Here is a 15,737-nt window from a genome sequence, read left to right as displayed (position 1 = left end):
GATGTTGAACGCCCTACGCAAATTCGGAGCCGCCCTGACAGTGGCGATGCTGGTGGCGGGGCCAAGTGCGGCTGTGCAGCCTGATGAGGTTTTGGCCGATCCCGTTCTGGAAGAGCGGGCGCGGGAAATTTCCAAGGATTTGCGGTGCCTTGTGTGCCGCAATGAAAGCATCGACGAAAGCAACGCGCAGCTGGCGCGTGATCTGCGCCTGTTGGTGCGTGAGCGTCTTGTGGCCGGGGACAGCAACGACGGCGTGGTGGATTTTGTGGTGGAGCGCTACGGCGAATATGTGCTGCTGCGGCCACGCACCACTGGCTCCAACCTCGTGCTTTATCTTGCAGGTCCGGCGATGCTGATCATCGCGCTTGGCATGGGGCTGGCCTATGCGCGGCGGCGCTCTCAGGCGCGCGCGCCGACCGAACGCAAGCTCAGCGCAGAAGAGGCGGCCCGATTGAAGGAAATCCTTGAAGACTGACGCAAATTCCCCCTTGAGGAACCGCACAATTTAGCGATGAATTGTCGGGGAGAGGGAGAAACTTCATGGATTATCAGACGATCACTTATGCCGTAGAGGACGGCGTGGCCGTGATCACGTTCAATCGACCTGAGACGTTGAACGCGATGACGCAGCAAATGCGTGCGGAAATCACGGATGCCATCATTGCCGCCGGTGAAAATGCGCGCGTGCTGGTGCTGACCGGTGCCGGAGGCGCGTTCTGTTCCGGGCAGGATCTGGGGGACGGTGCCAATGCCGCGCATGTGGATCTGGAGCGCACGCTGCGGGACGAATACATGCCGATGCTGCGCGCGCTGCGCGACCTGTCGATCCCGACCATCAGCGCGGTGAACGGAGCGGCCGCCGGGGCGGGGGCCAATCTGGCGCTGGCGGCGGATGTGGTGATCGCGGCGGAGAGCGCCTATTTCCTGCAGGCCTTCAGCCGTATTGGATTGATGCCGGATGCAGGCGGCACCTATGAGCTGCCTCGCCGTATGGGCACGGCCAAAGCCATGGGCGCTGCGCTCTTTGGCGAGCGCATTTCAGCCACGCAGGCAGATCAATGGGGGATGATCTGGGAAGCGGTGCCGGATGAGGGCTTTGAGGCCCACTGGCAAGCGCGGGCGAAGCATTTGGCGAGTGGCCCGACGCTGGCCTACAAGGAAATCAAACGCGCCATTCAGGAGAGTTCGGCCAACGACTGGACCAAGCAGATGGAGCAGGAAGCCAAGCGGCAGGGCAAGCTGGGCAAGACCCGCGATTTTCAGGAAGGCGTGGTGGCCTTTCTGCAAAAGCGCCCCGCGCAATATGAGGGGCGCTAAAGTCTGTTACCCCACGCCCGCCACAGGCGCAGGCATAGGGATCAGAGCGGCATTCAGCGCTCTTTGAGACGTCGCATGAGGGCCAGCGCTTCGGGCGTTGGCCTTTGTTCTATGCGGCGGTAGATGCGGCCATCAATGGTGCGCTCGGCCAGTTTGTGGTCGATCAGGGACCGGCGCAGAAGCACGTGATCGTCAAAGGCCAGCCCGTCTTTCAGGACGGCGTTGACCTCTTTTTCGCTGAGATCCTGATGCGCAGGCATGCGCGCCCAGAAGGGCCAGAGGCAAAGACCCTGTACCTTGGTCCATTTGGGCCAGCGAAACATTCTGCCGTTTTCGTCAAACACCCGCAGGGCGCGTTTGAGGGCCAGTTCGTCCAGCGCAGGCGGCGCTTTGGCGGCGGCGTTGCGCAGGTGCTGATGGTTCTGAAATCCGGCGGCCTTGGCCACCAGTCCCATCATGGCCGCATGACCGGGCAGGGTGTCTTGCCCTGCAAGAGAACGGCGCAGCTGTTTGGTGAAGGCCGAAACATCGGCCACATAAAGCGGGGTCACGTCTTTGGACATGAGCGCATCCTTTTGGCTGGCGTGTGTCCCGAGAGGCAAAAGCCCAAGCCGGGGTCGATGGCCGCCCTTGTCGACGACACGCTCAAAAGCATGCTGTCGGCTCATAAAATCGCAGGTTTAGCAAAGTCAGACTGACCGGCGGCGCCTGGGTGAACTGCGGACCCTGACGCCACCCTAGTCATCGCGCGAAACGCATGCAACGGGTTTTGCGCGTGGCAGACCGCAAGAGGTTCCCTGCGGCCTGCTGGTTTGGTTGGGGGGCTGTTAGGCTATGGTTAGAAGCACATCGGATGCGTCCAAGCCTGCCGCATCGCCTGCGATACGTGCCATCACCACACCATTGGCCAGAACCTGGGTTTCGCCTCCAGTACGCTCAAGGGTGATCGTCGGTGACGGTTGATCATCTTCATAAAAGACTGAGAGGACATCTTCGTTTGCGTCAAAATCGGTGATCAGCGGCGCATCCTCGTCAATCCAATGCCCGATTTGAAACAGGTCCATTCCTTCGCCACCGGTTGCGGTATCCCCTTCGCCGAGCAGAAGCTCGTCGTTGCCGCCGCCGCCGTCCAGCACGTTGGCTTCGTCTTCCGTTGGCTCCTCGAACGCGAGCGGACCTGAAGCGGCACGATCTCTGTAGACATCGCCAATCTCGATTTCGCGGTTCGAGATGTCGGCGCCTATGAGTACGTCATTGCCCGCGCCACCGTTGAGTGTATCGTTTCCAGAATACCCGCGAAGAGTGTCATTGCCCTCGCCACCGCTCAGGAGGTCGTCGCCTTCGCCCCCAGCTAGAACGTCGTCGTCCAAGTCGCCGCGCAGGGTGTCATCTCCGGTGAAGCCGAACAGGAAATCTCGTCCTTCACCGCCATTGAGCGTGTCATTACCGCCTTCACCCGAGAGGATGTCGTGGCCAGATGTGCCCGAAATTGCGTTATCGCTGTCGTTGCCCTCACGCAGCAGGCCGGTTTCACCCTCATCTTCGCCTTCGGTCACCCCAATTAGGGTGTCGGAAACCTCTTCATCACTCTCACCTTCGCTTTCGATCATATCAATTTCGCTATCATCATCGTCGCTGATTAATCCGCCAGCAGCCAGTCCGAGAAGCAAAAGGCTCAACATCCACATTCTAAAATCTCCAAACAAACAGGCGCAAATGGCGCCGAGGTATGCCTATGATGTCCCCGAACGGGCGCGCGTCTCTTGGCCCAGAGGCCGCTCCAAGCCACCGTCAGTGCCGTTGGCACCGTGATGGTTTGGCTGGGATCTCTCACAAGGCACAGGGACAGGAGGTTGGCCTGTTCAGGTAATGTCAGGAGATGATTTGCACGTTAAACGTGTCAAAACTTAGGCTTAAATTTTACATTTTCACACCCATAAGGCGATCTCAGTAAGCCTTTGATGCCAAAAGAAAACGCGCCGAAGGGGATCGGCGCGTTTGAAAATGTCTGGTTGTGCTGTCGTTTAGCGGTTTTCGATGTCCACGTAGCCACGCACGTCTTCGCCGAGGTACAGCTGGCGCGGACGGCCGATTTTGTGGGCTGGATCGGACAGCTGTTCTTTCCACTGGGAGATCCAGCCAACTGTACGAGACAGGGCGAAGATCGGGGTGAACATGGAGGTGGGGAAGCCCATCGCCTCCAGAATGATGCCGGAGTAGAAGTCCACGTTCGGGAAGAGCTTCTTGTCCTTGAAGTACGGGTCGTTCAGAGCGATGTGCTCGAGCTCTTTGGCGACCTGCAGCAGCGGGTTGTCTTCGACACCCAGCAGCTCCAGCACTTCGTCGGCACTTTCTTTCATCACGGTCGCGCGTGGGTCCATGTTCTTGTAAACACGGTGGCCAAAGCCCATCAGACGGAACGGATCGTTCTTGTCTTTGGCGCGGGCGATGAATTCCGGGATGCGATCCACGGAGCCGATTTCTTTCAGCATTTCCAGGCAGGCCTGGTTTGCGCCGCCATGTGCCGGCCCCCAGAGGCAGGCGATGCCCGCTGCGATACAGGCAAATGGGTTTGCGCCGGAAGAGGAGGCCAGACGCACGGTCGAGGTCGATGCGTTCTGCTCGTGGTCGGCGTGCAGAGTGAAGATACGGTCCATCGCGCGGGACAGGATCGGGTTCACCTCATAGTCTTCGGCAGGCACGGCAAAGCACATGCGCAGGAAGTTGGAGGCATAATCCAGATCGTTGCGTGGCGACACAAACGGCTGACCGATGGTGTATTTATAGGCCATCGCCGCGATGGTTGGCATCTTTGCGATCAGGCGGTGGGACGCGATCTCGCGCTGGCGTGGATCGTTGATGTCGGTGCTGTCGTGATAGAAGGCAGACATTGCGCCAACCACACCCACCATGATCGCCATCGGGTGCGCGTCGCGACGGAAGCCGCGGAAGAAGTTCACCATCTGCTCGTGCAGCATGGTGTGGTGCGTGATGGTGTTCTCGAATTCTTCCAGCTCGGTTGCGGTAGGCAGGGTGCCGTAAAGCAGCAGGTAGCAGACTTCGAGATAATGGGATTTGCCCGCCAGATCACCGATTGCATAGCCACGGTGAGTCAGGATGCCTTCTTCGCCGTCGATATAGGTGATGGTGGATTCACAGGAGGCTGTGGAGGTGAAACCCGGGTCATAGGTGAACACACCGGCTTGGCCGTAAAGTTTGCGGATATCCAGCACATCCGGGCCGGAGGTGGGAGAATAGACCGGCAAGTCGTAGGACGCACCATCAATGGTGAGCGTCGCGGTTTTCTGTGTCTCGGACATGGCTGTTTCCCTTCTTATCGAGCCGGGGACGCGGAGTGCCCCGGCAGCTTTGTCTTCGCAGCGGATTAAAGTGGCGTAAACGCCACTAAAACCGTCACATTTAATTGGCGACGTCTGAAAGACGCGCGAGTGTTTCCTCGCGTCCCAACACCAGCATCATGTCAAACACGCTGGGGGTCGCAGCGCGGCCAGCCAGCGCAGCCCGAAGCGGGCCGGCCATCTTGCCGAACTTGATTTCCTTGGCTTCTGAAAAGCTGCTCGTTACAGCCTCAAGCCCTTCACGCGTCCAGCTAGCATTTTGCAGCTGCGGCGTCAATTCTTTCAGTATACCACGGGATACTGTATCAAGATTTTTTGATGCCTTTTCCTCAACGTCAAGAGGGCGTGAGGCGAGCGCAAAGTGAGCTTTTTCAAGCAGATCGGGGAAAGTTTTGGCCCGATCCTTCAGACAATAGAGCGCGTCCCGTAGTAATACGGTCTGGGCCTCAGACAGCGCGGGCAGGTCCGCGGCGGCGCGATAGGCCACGATTTCTTGCAGCAACGCAGCATCGTCAGTCACCGCGATGTGCTGGCCACAGATGTTTTCCAGCTTCTTGGTGTCAAAGCGCGCAGGGCTTTTGCCGATGCCATTGAGATCAAACCACTCTTTGGCCTGGGCGTCGGTAAAGAACTCGTCATCACCGTGGCTCCAGCCCAGACGGGCCAGATAGTTGCGCATGCCAGCAGCCGGATAGCCCATGGCCTGATATTCCTGCGCCCCCAGTGCGCCGTGGCGTTTGGAGAGCTTTTTGCCGTCTTGACCGTGGATCAGCGGGATATGGGCCCAGACCGGCACGTCCCAGCCCATGGCCTCATAGATCATCATCTGACGTGCGGCATTGTTGAGGTGGTCATCCCCCCGGATCACATGGGTCACGCCCATATCGTGGTCATCAACAACAACAGCCAGCATGTAAACCGGCGTGCCATCCGAACGTAACAGCACCATGTCATCAAGCTGGTCGTTACGTATGGTCACATCGCCCTGCACCTGATCGCGGATCACGGTGTTACCCTCGCGCGGCGCTTTGATGCGCACCACATAAGGCGCGTCCGGATGGGTTTCCTCTGCGGCGTCCCGCCAGGGGCTTTGATAGAGCGTGGATTTCCCGGCGGCGCGGGCCTCCTCGCGGAAGGTGGCGATTTCGTCCTGCGTGGCAAAACACTTGTAGGCTTTGCCCTCAGACAGCAGCTGCAGCGCAACTTCGGCGTGGCGGCTCGCGCCCTCAAATTGGCTCACAACCTCGCCGTCGTGATCCAGACCGAGCCAGGACATGCCTTCGAGAATGGCTGCTGTGGCCTCAGGGGTGGAGCGCTCGCGATCGGTGTCTTCGATGCGCAAAAGGAACTTGCCGCCGCGGCCACGGGCATAAAGCCAGTTGAACAGCGCCGTGCGCGCGCCACCAATGTGCAAGAAGCCGGTGGGCGAAGGGGCAAAACGGGTGACGACCTGGCCTGTCATAGCGGGCTTAACCTTTCAGTAACCATGTGTGATTTAGCGTTTTGCGCACTGTCTAGCGACACGGCTGGGAGAGGACAAGGCTTGCGCATGGTGACGCCGCTGCGCCAATCCGTTCTGGCACAGCGCGGGCATCTGTTTTGTTGGGTTCCTGTTGGGCTGGCGTTTGGGATTGGCCTGTATTTTGCACGGCCTGTTGAACCGACGGGCTGGGGGCTTCTTTTGGCGGGCTGCCTTGCCGCCTGTCTGATGGTTCTCACACGACATAAAGAGGCCGATGTGGCGGCGGGGCTTTGGGCGGCGACCCTGATCCTGGCAGGATTTGCACTGGCCGGGGGGCGCGCGCATCTGGTGGCAGGCCCGGTGCTGGAGTTTCGCTATTATGGGCCGATAGAGGGGCGAGTGGTCGCGATAGACCGCTCCGCCTCAGAGGCGCTACGGCTCACCTTAGAGGAAGTGCGGCTGTCGCGCGTATCTCCTGAGGAGACACCTCGAAGAGTGAGAATTTCTCTGCATGATGAAGGGTTTGGCGTGATGCCTTTACCTGGAATGTTTGTTGGGACAACTGGGCATCTGTCGCCGCCTTCCGGTCCGGTGGAGCCGCGTGGGTTTGATTTTCAGCGACATGCCTGGTTTCAGAAGATCGGGGCCATTGGCTATACCCGTGTGCCGGTGGTCCGGTTGATCCCGGGGCCGGTTGACGGCGGGATTTATGGTGTGCGAATGCGCCTGTCGGCGGCGGTGCAGGCGCGGATGCCGGAGGCGGTTGCGGGGGTCGCAGCGGCGATCACAACCGGGGACCGCTCCGCCATTCCCAAAGAGGTGACAGAGGCCTTGCGCGGCGCCAATCTGGCGCATCTGCTGGCCATTTCCGGGCTGCATATGGGGCTGCTCGCCGGATTTGTTTTTGGCGCGATCCGCTTTGGCTTTGCGCTTGTGCCGTATGTGGCGCTGCGGGTGAACGCAAAGAAGCTCGCCGCGGTGGGCGCTTGCATGGCCGCAGCGGGATATTTGATCTTGTCGGGCGGAAGCGTGTCCACCGAGCGGGCCTTTGTGATGACAGCCGTCGTGCTGGCGGCGGTGTTGCTGGACCGGCGGGCGCTGACCTTGCGGGCGGTGGCTGTGGCGGCGATTGTTGTTTTGAGCCTGCGGCCGGAGGCCTTGCTGGGGCCGGGATTTCAGATGTCCTTTGCCGCCACCGCCGCGCTGATCGGGGTCTTTGGTTGGCTGCGCGAGGCGCGGCTGTCTTATGGTCCGCGTTGGATGTCGCCGGTCTCGGCGGTGTTTATTTCCTCCTTTGTGGCGGGGCTCGCCACTGCGCCGTTTGCCGCGTTGCATTTCAATCATGTCGCCCACTATGGCCTGCTGGCCAATGTGCTGTCCGTGCCGGTGATGGGGCTGGCGGTGATGCCTGCTGCGGTGGTGGCGGCGGTGCTCGCGCCTTTGGGGCTGGAGCATCTGCCGCTCTGGGCGATGGGCCAAGGGCTTCAGTGGATTTTGACGGTGGCGGAGTTTGTCAGCGGGCTGGAAGGTGCGCGCGGGGCGGTGAAAACTGGCCCACCGATGGTTTTGCCGTTGGTTTCGCTGGGCGGCGTTGTTGTGCTGCTGTGGCAGGGGCATGCGCGCTGGGGCGGCACCCTGTTGATTGCGCTAGCCTTTGCGATCTGGAGCATGACGCCACGCCCGGATGTGCTGATCTCAGACACCGGCGGGTTGGTTGGGGTGCTGACGCCGGAGGGACGCGCACTGTCCAAAGCCAAAGGGCAGGGGTTTGTGGCACGCAACTGGCTGGAAAATGATGGCGACATGCGCACACAAGAGGCGGCGGCGGCGCTTTGGACAACGGAGGTGCCACAGACACCAACGGGGCAGATTGTCCACGTGCAGGGCAAAAGGGGCTTGGCGGCGTTTGAAGGGTGTCAGAGCGGAGACTTTGTTGTCTTTTCAAAAGACTATGGGGCGCAGTTGCCGTGCGATTTTGTCGATGCAAGCGCTCTTGAAGATACGGGTGCTATGGCGCTGTTTTTTGAGCCAGAGGGCCTCAAACGCATAACGGCCCGCGAGATCGCAGGCCGTCGACTGTGGAATGACGCGGCAGTGCGCACCGGAAAGTTTGGCGCTCAGTAGGTGCGGATCAGGCCGACCAGCTTGCCCTGCACCTTCACCTTATCTTCGGGATAGACGCGGGTTTCATAAGCCGGGTTGGCGGCTTCAAGCGCGATGGAGCTGCCGTTGTGGTGGAACTTTTTCAGGGTCGCTTCCTGATCTTCGACCAGCGCCACAACGATGTCGCCATTGTCCGCGGTTTTGGTCTCCGCGATGATCACCACATCGCCGTCGTTGATGCCCGCGTCGATCATGGAGTCGCCTTTGACCTGAAGGGCATAATGGTTTGAGCCAGTCGCCAGCATCTGACCGGGCACCGCCACGTGATGATCCACATGGCTGATCGCCTCGATCGGCACACCAGCCGCGATTTTGCCCATCACAGGCAGCTCACGGACCGACATCAACGCCGCATCTGGGCTGATGTTGGCGGGCACTGTGGGCGAGGGGTGCGGGCCGTCAATGACCTTGGGGTTAAACCCGGCTGTCGGCGCAGAAGGCGCGCCGCCCATGCTCTCGGGCAGCTTCACAATCTCGATGGCGCGGGCGCGGTGGGCGAGACGGCGGATAAAGCCGCGTTCTTCCAGCGCGGTGATCAGCCGGTGAATGCCGGATTTGGAGCGCAGATCGAGCGCATCCTTCATTTCGTCAAAGCTGGGCGGCACCCCGTCGCGTTGCAGACGGGTGTGAATGAACTCCAGCAGGTCCAGTTGCTTCTTGGTTAACATGCTCGACGACCCCCTTTTACAAAGTGTCTTAAGCTTGTTCTACGCATGTTCTTGTTTTGTGTCAAAACCTTTTGAGAACATAGCGGAAACACATGCTGAAAAGACGCGGCTGATCAGGTGGTTATGTCAGAGCGGGAGGTAGGATACCTCTGTTCCGGCGGGCAGTTCCGGGCTGTTTGGCTGGCAAATCAGCAAGGCGTTTGCGTCAGACAGAATGGAAAGCAGCGAGCTGTCTTGGTTATTAAAGGTCACAAGGCCGCGTGGGCTGACATGGGCGCGCATGTAATGTTCGCGGGGGCCATTGGCCGGAGCGGGGGCTGCGAGCGTGGTGGTCTGGTGCGGTGAGGGGGCTTGGCCAAGACCGAGCATGGCGCGGATCACGGGAAGGACAAAGACATGGCCGCAGACCATGGCAGAGACCGGATTACCTGGCAGGCCGATCATCATGGCACCATTGGCCATGGTGCCTGCCATCAGTGGTTTACCCGGACGCATGGCAATCTTGTAGAAGCTGCGCTGCATGCCCAGATCCTGCGCCACTTTGCCCACGAGATCATGATCGCCCACAGAGGCGCCGCCAATGGTGATCAGAAGATCGGCATCATCCACTAAGGCGAAGGCTGCTTTGAGAGAGGCTTCGGTGTCCCGCGCGATGGGAAGAAGGCGCGCTTCGGCACCCGCGTCGCGCAGCATTGCCTGAAGGCCGAAACTGTTGGAGGCGATGATCTGATCGGGGCCGGGTGTTTCGCCCGGCATCACCAGCTCGTCGCCGGTGGAGAGGATCGCCACTTTGGGGCGGCGGGTCACAGGCACGGAGGCGATGTTCATCGACGCCATGAGCGCGATGTCAGAGGGGCGCAGTGCGCGCGGGGCGTTGATGGTTTGCCCAACTTTGAAATCGCCACCCAAGGGGCGGATGTGAAACCCTTTGTCGAGGTTTTCAGACAGGGTGATGGTGTCGCCATCGCGGGTGACATCCTCTTGGATGATTACGCGCGTTACGCCCTCAGGCACAGGCGCGCCGGTGAAAATCCGCACGGCTTCGCCCGCGCCCACCTTGCCATCAAAGGCGTGGCCTGCAGCGGCCTCTCCGATCACCCGATATTGTGCGCCTGGCACAACCCCTTCGGCGGCCACCCCGTAGCCGTCCATCGCGGAGGCGGAAAACGGAGGCTGGTCGCGTTTGGCCGAGACGGGTGCAGCCAGCACGCGGCCATTGGCCTCTGACAGCGGGACAAGCTCGCTGTTCAGGGTTGGGGTGAGGGCAAACAGGTTGGAGAGCGCTTCGCTGACTGAAATCATTTCGCTTCGTAACGTCCTGATTTTCCGCCGTCTTTCAGAGTGACACGGATGCCGCCGATCTCCATATCTTTGTCTACAGCCTTGGACATGTCATAGACCGTCAGCGCGGCAACATTCACCGCGGTGAGGGCTTCCATCTCCACACCGGTTTGTCCGGTGGTCTTTACGGTGGCTTCAATGCGCACGCCGGGCAGGTCGGCATCCGGTGTCAGCTCCACAGCGACCTTGGTGATCGGCAGCGGGTGGCACAGCGGGATCAGGTCGGCGCATTTCTTGGCGCCCATGATGCCTGCAAGGCGGGCAACGCCAAGCACGTCGCCTTTCTTGGCGCGGCCTTCGGCGATGATGTCATAGGTGGCGGGCGCCATCTTGACCCAGCCCTCAGCGGTCGCAATGCGGGAGGTCACAGCCTTTTCTGAGACGTCCACCATATGGGCGTCGCCTTTGCCGTCAAAATGGGTGAGGCCAGAGCTGTGGTTGCTCATCACATGCCTCCCATGGCGTTGAGCGGGTTGGCCAAAAGTGTGCGGGTGGCGCTGGCGACATCGTCCTGACGCATCAGGCTTTCGCCGATCAGGAAGGTACGTGCGCCATAGCGTGCCATATCGGCGAGTTCGGCCGGGGTATTGAGCCCGCTTTCACAGACGATCAGGCGGTCTTCGGGCACCAGCTTGGAGAGATGGCGCGTGGTGTCGAGCGTGGTCTCAAAGGTTTTGAGATTGCGGTTGTTGATGCCCATCAGCGGGGATTTGAGCTGGCTTGCGCGCTCAAGCTCTTCGGCGTCATGCACTTCGAGCAGGACATCCATGCCCCACTCAAAAGCGCAGGCCTCAAGCTCTTGCGCCTGACTGTCGGTCACCGAAGCCAGGATGATCAGAATGCAGTCCGCCCCCAGCGCGCGGGCTTCGGCCACCTGATAGGTGTCATACATGAAGTCCTTGCGCAGCGCGGGCAGGTTGGTGGCCTCACGCGCCTCGGTCAGGAAGGATTTCTGCCCCTGAAAGCTTGGCGTGTCGGTCAGCACGGACAGGCAGGTCGCGCCGCCGTCTTCATAGGCTTTGGCAAGCAGAGGCGGATTGAAGTCTTCGCGGATCAGACCCTTAGAGGGGGATGCCTTTTTGACTTCGGCAATCAGGCCGTAGCCTGAGCGGCTGGCCTTGTGCAGCGCGTCGGAAAAGCCGCGTGTCGGGCTGGCTTCGCGTGCTTCGGCTTCCACGGCTTCCAGCGGCTTGGCGGCTTTGTCGGCTGCCACTTCCTCGAGTTTGTAGGCCTTGATTTTGTCCAGTACGGTCTCGGTCATGCGTGCGTCCAGTCTATTGGCGGCTCGCCGCGTTGCGTGAGCCATGAGTTTATTTTCGAAAACGGGCGGGAGCCAAAGAAGCCGCGGCGGGCGGACAGGGGCGAGGGGTGCGCCGTTTCGATCATCAGATGTTGGGCGCCATCTTTAGGCGCTTGGATGTGAGGTGCAAGGGCCTGCGCCTGTTTTCCCCATAAGACAAAAGCACATGGACGGCGGGAGACCTCTTTGAGCACCTGATGGGCGAGCGTTTGAAAGCCGAGTGCCTTATGCCCGTTGGCTTCTCCTGCAGGCACCGTGAGCACGGTGTTGAGCAGCAGAACACCTTGGCTGGTCCAATGGCGCAGATCGCCGGTCAGAGGGGCCGCGCCAATGTCGGCGATCATCTCTTTGTAGATGTTGTTGAGGGAGCGCGGCAGCGGGAGCACGTCTGGCTCCACCGAGAAGGCCAAGCCGTGGGCATGGCCGGGCGTGGGGTAGGGATCCTGTCCGAGAATGACCACGCGCACCTGATCTGGGCGCAGGGCCTCTAGCGCGGCAAAACGCTGGTCGGATGGAGGCAGGATGTCGCGCGGGTCTTGGGCGATGGTTTGCGCGATGCGCGGCCAGTCAGCCTCAAAGAAAGGCAGATGCGCCCAGGCGGAAGGGATGGGGGTGTCCATCATTCTGTCTCCCGCATGGGCGTTGGTGTTGTCGGTCTTTGCACAGCGCGGATCACGCGGCAGAGGTGACTTTGGCCAATGCGGCGACTTTGCCTTTGGCTGCGCCGCTGTCGATGCTTTCGCGTGCTTTTTCAACGCCTTCTTTCAGATCACTCGCTGCGTCTGCCACCACAAGCGCGGCTGCGGAGTTCAACAGGACCGCATCGCGATACGCGTTTTGTGCGCCGTCCAGAAGCGCGCGGAAGGCATTGGCGTTGTCCTCGGGCGTGCCACCGACGATGGCCTCAAAAGGATGCACGGGCAGACCAGCGTCTTCGGGGTGCAGCTCAACATCTTTGACGGTGCCGTCGGTCTCAAGTGCGGAAACCCAGCTCACGCCGGTGATGGTCAGCTCATCGGTGCCGTCAGAGCCATGCACCAGCCAAGCGCGCTCGCTGCCCAATTGGCCAAGTGTTTCGGCCATGGGGCGAATGAGGTCGCGGGTGAAAGCGCCGGTCAGTTGGCGTTTGACGCCTGCCGGGTTGGTCAGCGGGCCGAGGATGTTGAAGATTGTGCGGGTGCCAAGCTCTGCGCGGGTGGGCATCACATGGGCAATCGCCGGGTGATGCATGGGCGCCATCATGAAGGCGATGCCACAGCTTTCCAGAGCCTTTTCAACCACTTCCGGTCCGACCATCACGTTGATGCCCATTTGGGTTTGAACATCCGCAGTGCCGGATTTGGAACTGAGATTGCGGTTGCCGTGTTTGGCCACGGGCACGCCAGCGCCAGCCACAACGAAGGCCGTGGCGGTGGAGATGTTGAGCGTGTGCTTGCCATCCCCGCCTGTGCCAACGATGTCAATCGCGCCCGCAGGCGCGTTCACGGCGTTACATTTGGCGCGCATAACGGCGGCGGCGGCGGCATATTCATCCACCGTTTCGCCACGGGTGCGCAGCGCCATCAGAAGGCCGCCCATCTGGCTTGGTGTTGCCTCGCCCTCAAACAGAAGGGAGAAAGCGGCCTCGGCCTGGTCGCGCGACAGCGGACGATCCGCGGCTGCGCCGATCAGCGTCTTGATATCATGGCTCATGCGGCGGCGCCTTTCGGGGAGGGCATCATGTCCAGGAAGTTCTTGAGCATGGCGTGGCCGTGTTCAGAGGCGATGGACTCCGGATGGAACTGCACGCCCTGAATCGGCAGCTCCTTGTGCTGCAGACCCATGATGGTGCCATCCTCAAGTTCTGCCGTGATTTCAAGGCTATCGGGGAAGGTTTCACGGTCCACCACCAAAGAGTGATAGCGGGTGGCCTCAAAGGGGCTGGGCAGACCCGCGAACACGCCTTTGCCGGTGTGCTTCATGGTGCCCATCTTGCCGTGCACGATCTCATGACAGCGCACGACGTTGCCGCCAAAGGCCTGACCGATGGTTTGATGGCCCAGACACACGCCCATAAGCGGCGTGCGGGTTTCTGCTGCGGCTTCGGTCAGGGCGAGGCAAATGCCTGCCTGATCGGGATCACAGGGGCCGGGAGACAGCAAAATACCGGCCGGGTTCATCCCCATGGCGTCCTGTACCGTCAGCGCGTCGTTTCGCCAGACCTGCACATCGGCGCCCAACTCGCCCAGATAATGCACAAGATTATAGGTGAAACTGTCGTAATTATCGATCAGAAGCAGCATTTTGTCGGTTCTTATCCTAAAGATGCGAAAGGGGTGGAGGCGAAGGGCCTGCTCGCGGTATACATGCTCAGGCTTGGCGCAGAGGGTCAAGAGGGGCACAGGCAGGTTCGCCCCGTAAATTTGGAACAAATAAGGGCAGAGAACTATGTTGCGCGGATTTTTGGCTGGTGTGTTCTGGGGCGTCATCCTCATTGGGGGTGTGCTTGCGGCGGCGTCTTTGCTGTCTCCTTTGCCTGCAACGGTGCGCCCGCAGACAACGGCGGTGACCCCGCAGGAAACCCAGGAAGGGCTTGCACAAAGCACCACGTTGGATGCGACCTCGCAAACCGATGCGGAGGTTGATGCGGTGCCAGGGGCGGCTGTGCCTGAGGTGGAGGCCGATGATGCGGTGCCGCTCGGGATCACTGATTCTGCGCCCAAGCCTGAGCCGGAAGATCTGGAGGCTGAACTGGCCGCGCCACAGGAGATTGCGGACAGCGGAGCAGTTGAAATTGAAGGAGAAACTTCGGTTTTGCCGACACCGCAGGCGCAGACCCCAACGGCGCCTGAGGCGGAAGCGGAGCTGTCGATTTCTACAAATCCCGCCCAGCCTGCGGCGCCAGCGCCTCTGTCGGGTGAAGCCTTTGCCACGCCGGTGGCTCCTGAATTGGCCGAGGAGGGTGAGACTGCAGAAGCTGCTGAGAGTGAAGCGCCAATAGAAGAGATCGTGATTGAGGATCCTGCGGTGGAAGCGGAGGCGGTTGCGCAAGCTGCGACCGAGGAGGCAGCCGAAGAGACTGGCGCAGATGTGGTGGCGGATGCGGCTCCTGTTGAAGAAGTGGTGATCGAAGAACCTGCGCTGGAGACCGCGCCTGAGGGTGAGGCGGCGGAAGGCGAAGCCGATGTGATCATCGCCGAGGATGCGCCGGAAGGCGCTGATAACACTGAAGAAACACCGCTGGTCTCTGAAGCGGTGCCAAGCCCGGAGGCCGTAGACCTGACGCCAAATGCAGAGGCGGGGGAGACCCCTGTGGATGAGGCGGCGACGGCATCGCTGCTCAAACCGGCTGGCAATCTGAATGAAGCTTTCCCTCAGTTGAAATCTGCGCGGCTGCCCTCGGTTGGGGATGCGGCGACGGAAGAGGTTGTGATTGCGGATGCTGCGGCCGTCACGCCGGTGGCACGGCCGGTGGTGTCCAACGCGGAAGGCTTTGAAAACGCAGAGAATAAACCGGTGATGTCGATCGTTCTGGTGGACACTGGTGAGCATGAATTTGATATGGAGGCGCTTGAGAGCTTTCCCTATCCGCTGAGCATTGCGGTGAGCACGCTGGACCCGCAAGTCACTGAAAAGGCGGCGGATTACCGTCTGCGCGGCTTTGAGGTTCTGGCGATGGTGGATATGCCTGCGGAGGCAACCGCCTCAGATGTGGAGCAGGCAATGCAGGCGCATCTGTCGGTCTCTGATACGTTTGTGGGCGTGATGGAAGGGCTGAGCGACGGGCTGCAAGGCAGCAAGGTTGTGAGCGATCAGGTTGCACAAGCGCTGTTGGGCAGCGGCCATGGATTGCTGATGCTTTCCAATGGGTTGAACACGGCACAGAAGCTCGCCGCCAAGGAAGGCGTGCCCTCCACCAGCGTGTTCCGCGACTTTGATGACGCGGGGCAGACAGCGGTGGTGATGCGCCGTTTTCTCGACAATGCGGCCTTTAAGGCAGCGCAGGAAGACGGTGTTGTGATGGTGGGACGGCTGCGGGATGAAACCATCTCTGCGCTGCTGTTGTGGGCGCTGCAGGACCGCGCGGGCACCGTGGCCATGGCGCCGATTTCGGCGAGCTTTGACACCATCAACTGAGATCAGAGCCG

Annotated in this window: 15 protein-coding genes; 4 read left to right on the top strand and 11 right to left on the bottom strand. The window is 60.6% G+C overall.

Going from position 1 to position 15,737, the window contains the following annotated elements:
* The first annotated feature begins 1 nt into the window (after position 1).
* Positions 2 to 475 (top strand): cytochrome c-type biogenesis protein, encoded by a 474-nt coding sequence (locus tag ACO07T_RS14815; protein ID WP_422050045.1) that lies wholly within the window; start codon positions 2 to 4, stop codon positions 473 to 475.
* Positions 476 to 540: 65 nt separating this feature from the next.
* Positions 541 to 1,317 (top strand): enoyl-CoA hydratase-related protein, encoded by a 777-nt coding sequence (locus ACO07T_RS14810; protein ID WP_422050044.1) that lies wholly within the window; start codon positions 541 to 543, stop codon positions 1,315 to 1,317.
* Positions 1,318 to 1,370: 53 nt separating this feature from the next.
* Here the strand turns inward: ACO07T_RS14810 and ACO07T_RS14805 are convergent, their stop codons facing one another.
* The 4 genes from ACO07T_RS14805 to gltX form a co-directional block, all read right to left on the bottom strand.
* The gene (locus ACO07T_RS14805; RefSeq protein ID WP_422050043.1) at positions 1,371 to 1,880 is read right to left on the bottom strand and encodes a DUF2087 domain-containing protein; all 510 of its coding nucleotides are present in this window, start codon (positions 1,878 to 1,880) and stop codon (positions 1,371 to 1,373) included.
* Positions 1,881 to 2,144: 264 nt separating this feature from the next.
* Positions 2,145 to 3,005, bottom strand: coding sequence for a calcium-binding protein (locus ACO07T_RS14800; RefSeq protein WP_422050042.1), 861 nt, complete (start codon positions 3,003 to 3,005; stop codon positions 2,145 to 2,147).
* 336 nt (positions 3,006 to 3,341) lie between these two features.
* Positions 3,342 to 4,637 (bottom strand): citrate synthase, encoded by a 1,296-nt coding sequence (gene gltA / locus ACO07T_RS14795; protein WP_209078954.1) that lies wholly within the window; start codon positions 4,635 to 4,637, stop codon positions 3,342 to 3,344.
* Between the two features lie 100 nt (positions 4,638 to 4,737).
* Positions 4,738 to 6,138 (bottom strand): glutamate--tRNA ligase, encoded by a 1,401-nt coding sequence (gltX, locus tag ACO07T_RS14790; RefSeq protein WP_422050041.1) that lies wholly within the window; start codon positions 6,136 to 6,138, stop codon positions 4,738 to 4,740.
* A gap of 87 nt (positions 6,139 to 6,225) precedes the next feature.
* Here gltX and ACO07T_RS14785 point away from each other — a divergent pair, with 87 nt between their 5' ends.
* Positions 6,226 to 8,262 carry a ComEC/Rec2 family competence protein gene (locus ACO07T_RS14785; RefSeq protein ID WP_422050040.1) on the top strand — a complete coding sequence of 679 codons (2,037 nt, stop codon included), beginning with the start codon at positions 6,226 to 6,228 and terminating at the stop codon, positions 8,260 to 8,262.
* On the opposite strand, the gene lexA is transcribed toward ACO07T_RS14785, so the two are convergent.
* The 7 genes from lexA to ACO07T_RS14750 form a co-directional block, all read right to left on the bottom strand.
* Positions 8,256 to 8,969 carry a transcriptional repressor LexA gene (lexA, locus tag ACO07T_RS14780; RefSeq protein ID WP_209062398.1) on the bottom strand — a complete coding sequence of 238 codons (714 nt, stop codon included), beginning with the start codon at positions 8,967 to 8,969 and terminating at the stop codon, positions 8,256 to 8,258. The two genes, ACO07T_RS14785 and lexA, sit on opposite strands and share 7 nt — an antisense overlap.
* 126 nt (positions 8,970 to 9,095) lie before the next feature.
* The gene (gene glp / locus ACO07T_RS14775) at positions 9,096 to 10,271 is read right to left on the bottom strand and encodes a gephyrin-like molybdotransferase Glp (RefSeq protein WP_422050039.1); all 1,176 of its coding nucleotides are present in this window, start codon (positions 10,269 to 10,271) and stop codon (positions 9,096 to 9,098) included.
* Entirely contained in the window at positions 10,268 to 10,756 is a 489-nt protein-coding gene (moaC, locus tag ACO07T_RS14770; RefSeq protein WP_422050038.1) for a cyclic pyranopterin monophosphate synthase MoaC, read from the bottom strand. The genes glp and moaC overlap by 4 nt, the downstream gene beginning before the upstream one ends.
* A complete protein-coding gene (trpC, locus tag ACO07T_RS14765; protein ID WP_422050037.1) occupies positions 10,756 to 11,571 on the bottom strand; it encodes an indole-3-glycerol phosphate synthase TrpC in 816 nt (271 codons plus the stop codon). The genes moaC and trpC overlap by 1 nt, the downstream gene beginning before the upstream one ends.
* Positions 11,568 to 12,233, bottom strand: coding sequence for a uracil-DNA glycosylase (locus tag ACO07T_RS14760; protein WP_422050036.1), 666 nt, complete (start codon positions 12,231 to 12,233; stop codon positions 11,568 to 11,570). The genes trpC and ACO07T_RS14760 overlap by 4 nt, the downstream gene beginning before the upstream one ends.
* 49 nt (positions 12,234 to 12,282) lie before the next feature.
* Positions 12,283 to 13,302 carry an anthranilate phosphoribosyltransferase gene (gene trpD / locus ACO07T_RS14755; RefSeq protein ID WP_422050035.1) on the bottom strand — a complete coding sequence of 340 codons (1,020 nt, stop codon included), beginning with the start codon at positions 13,300 to 13,302 and terminating at the stop codon, positions 12,283 to 12,285.
* Positions 13,299 to 13,892 carry an anthranilate synthase component II gene (locus tag ACO07T_RS14750; RefSeq protein WP_209062412.1) on the bottom strand — a complete coding sequence of 198 codons (594 nt, stop codon included), beginning with the start codon at positions 13,890 to 13,892 and terminating at the stop codon, positions 13,299 to 13,301. Before ACO07T_RS14750 ends, trpD begins: the two co-directional genes overlap by 4 nt.
* 145 nt (positions 13,893 to 14,037) lie before the next feature.
* On the opposite strand from ACO07T_RS14750, the gene ACO07T_RS14745 reads away from it, so the two are divergent.
* Positions 14,038 to 15,726 carry a divergent polysaccharide deacetylase family protein gene (locus tag ACO07T_RS14745; protein ID WP_422050034.1) on the top strand — a complete coding sequence of 563 codons (1,689 nt, stop codon included), beginning with the start codon at positions 14,038 to 14,040 and terminating at the stop codon, positions 15,724 to 15,726.
* The last annotated feature ends 11 nt before the right edge of the window (positions 15,727 to 15,737 follow it).

Origin of the sequence: Shimia sp., from assembly GCF_965227725.1 — a bacterium.
In the GTDB taxonomy this organism is placed as follows: Bacteria; Pseudomonadota; Alphaproteobacteria; order Rhodobacterales; family Rhodobacteraceae; genus Shimia.
The sequence above is the reverse complement of the archived record's forward strand: the minus strand, read 5'-3'. Positions and strand labels throughout refer to the sequence as shown.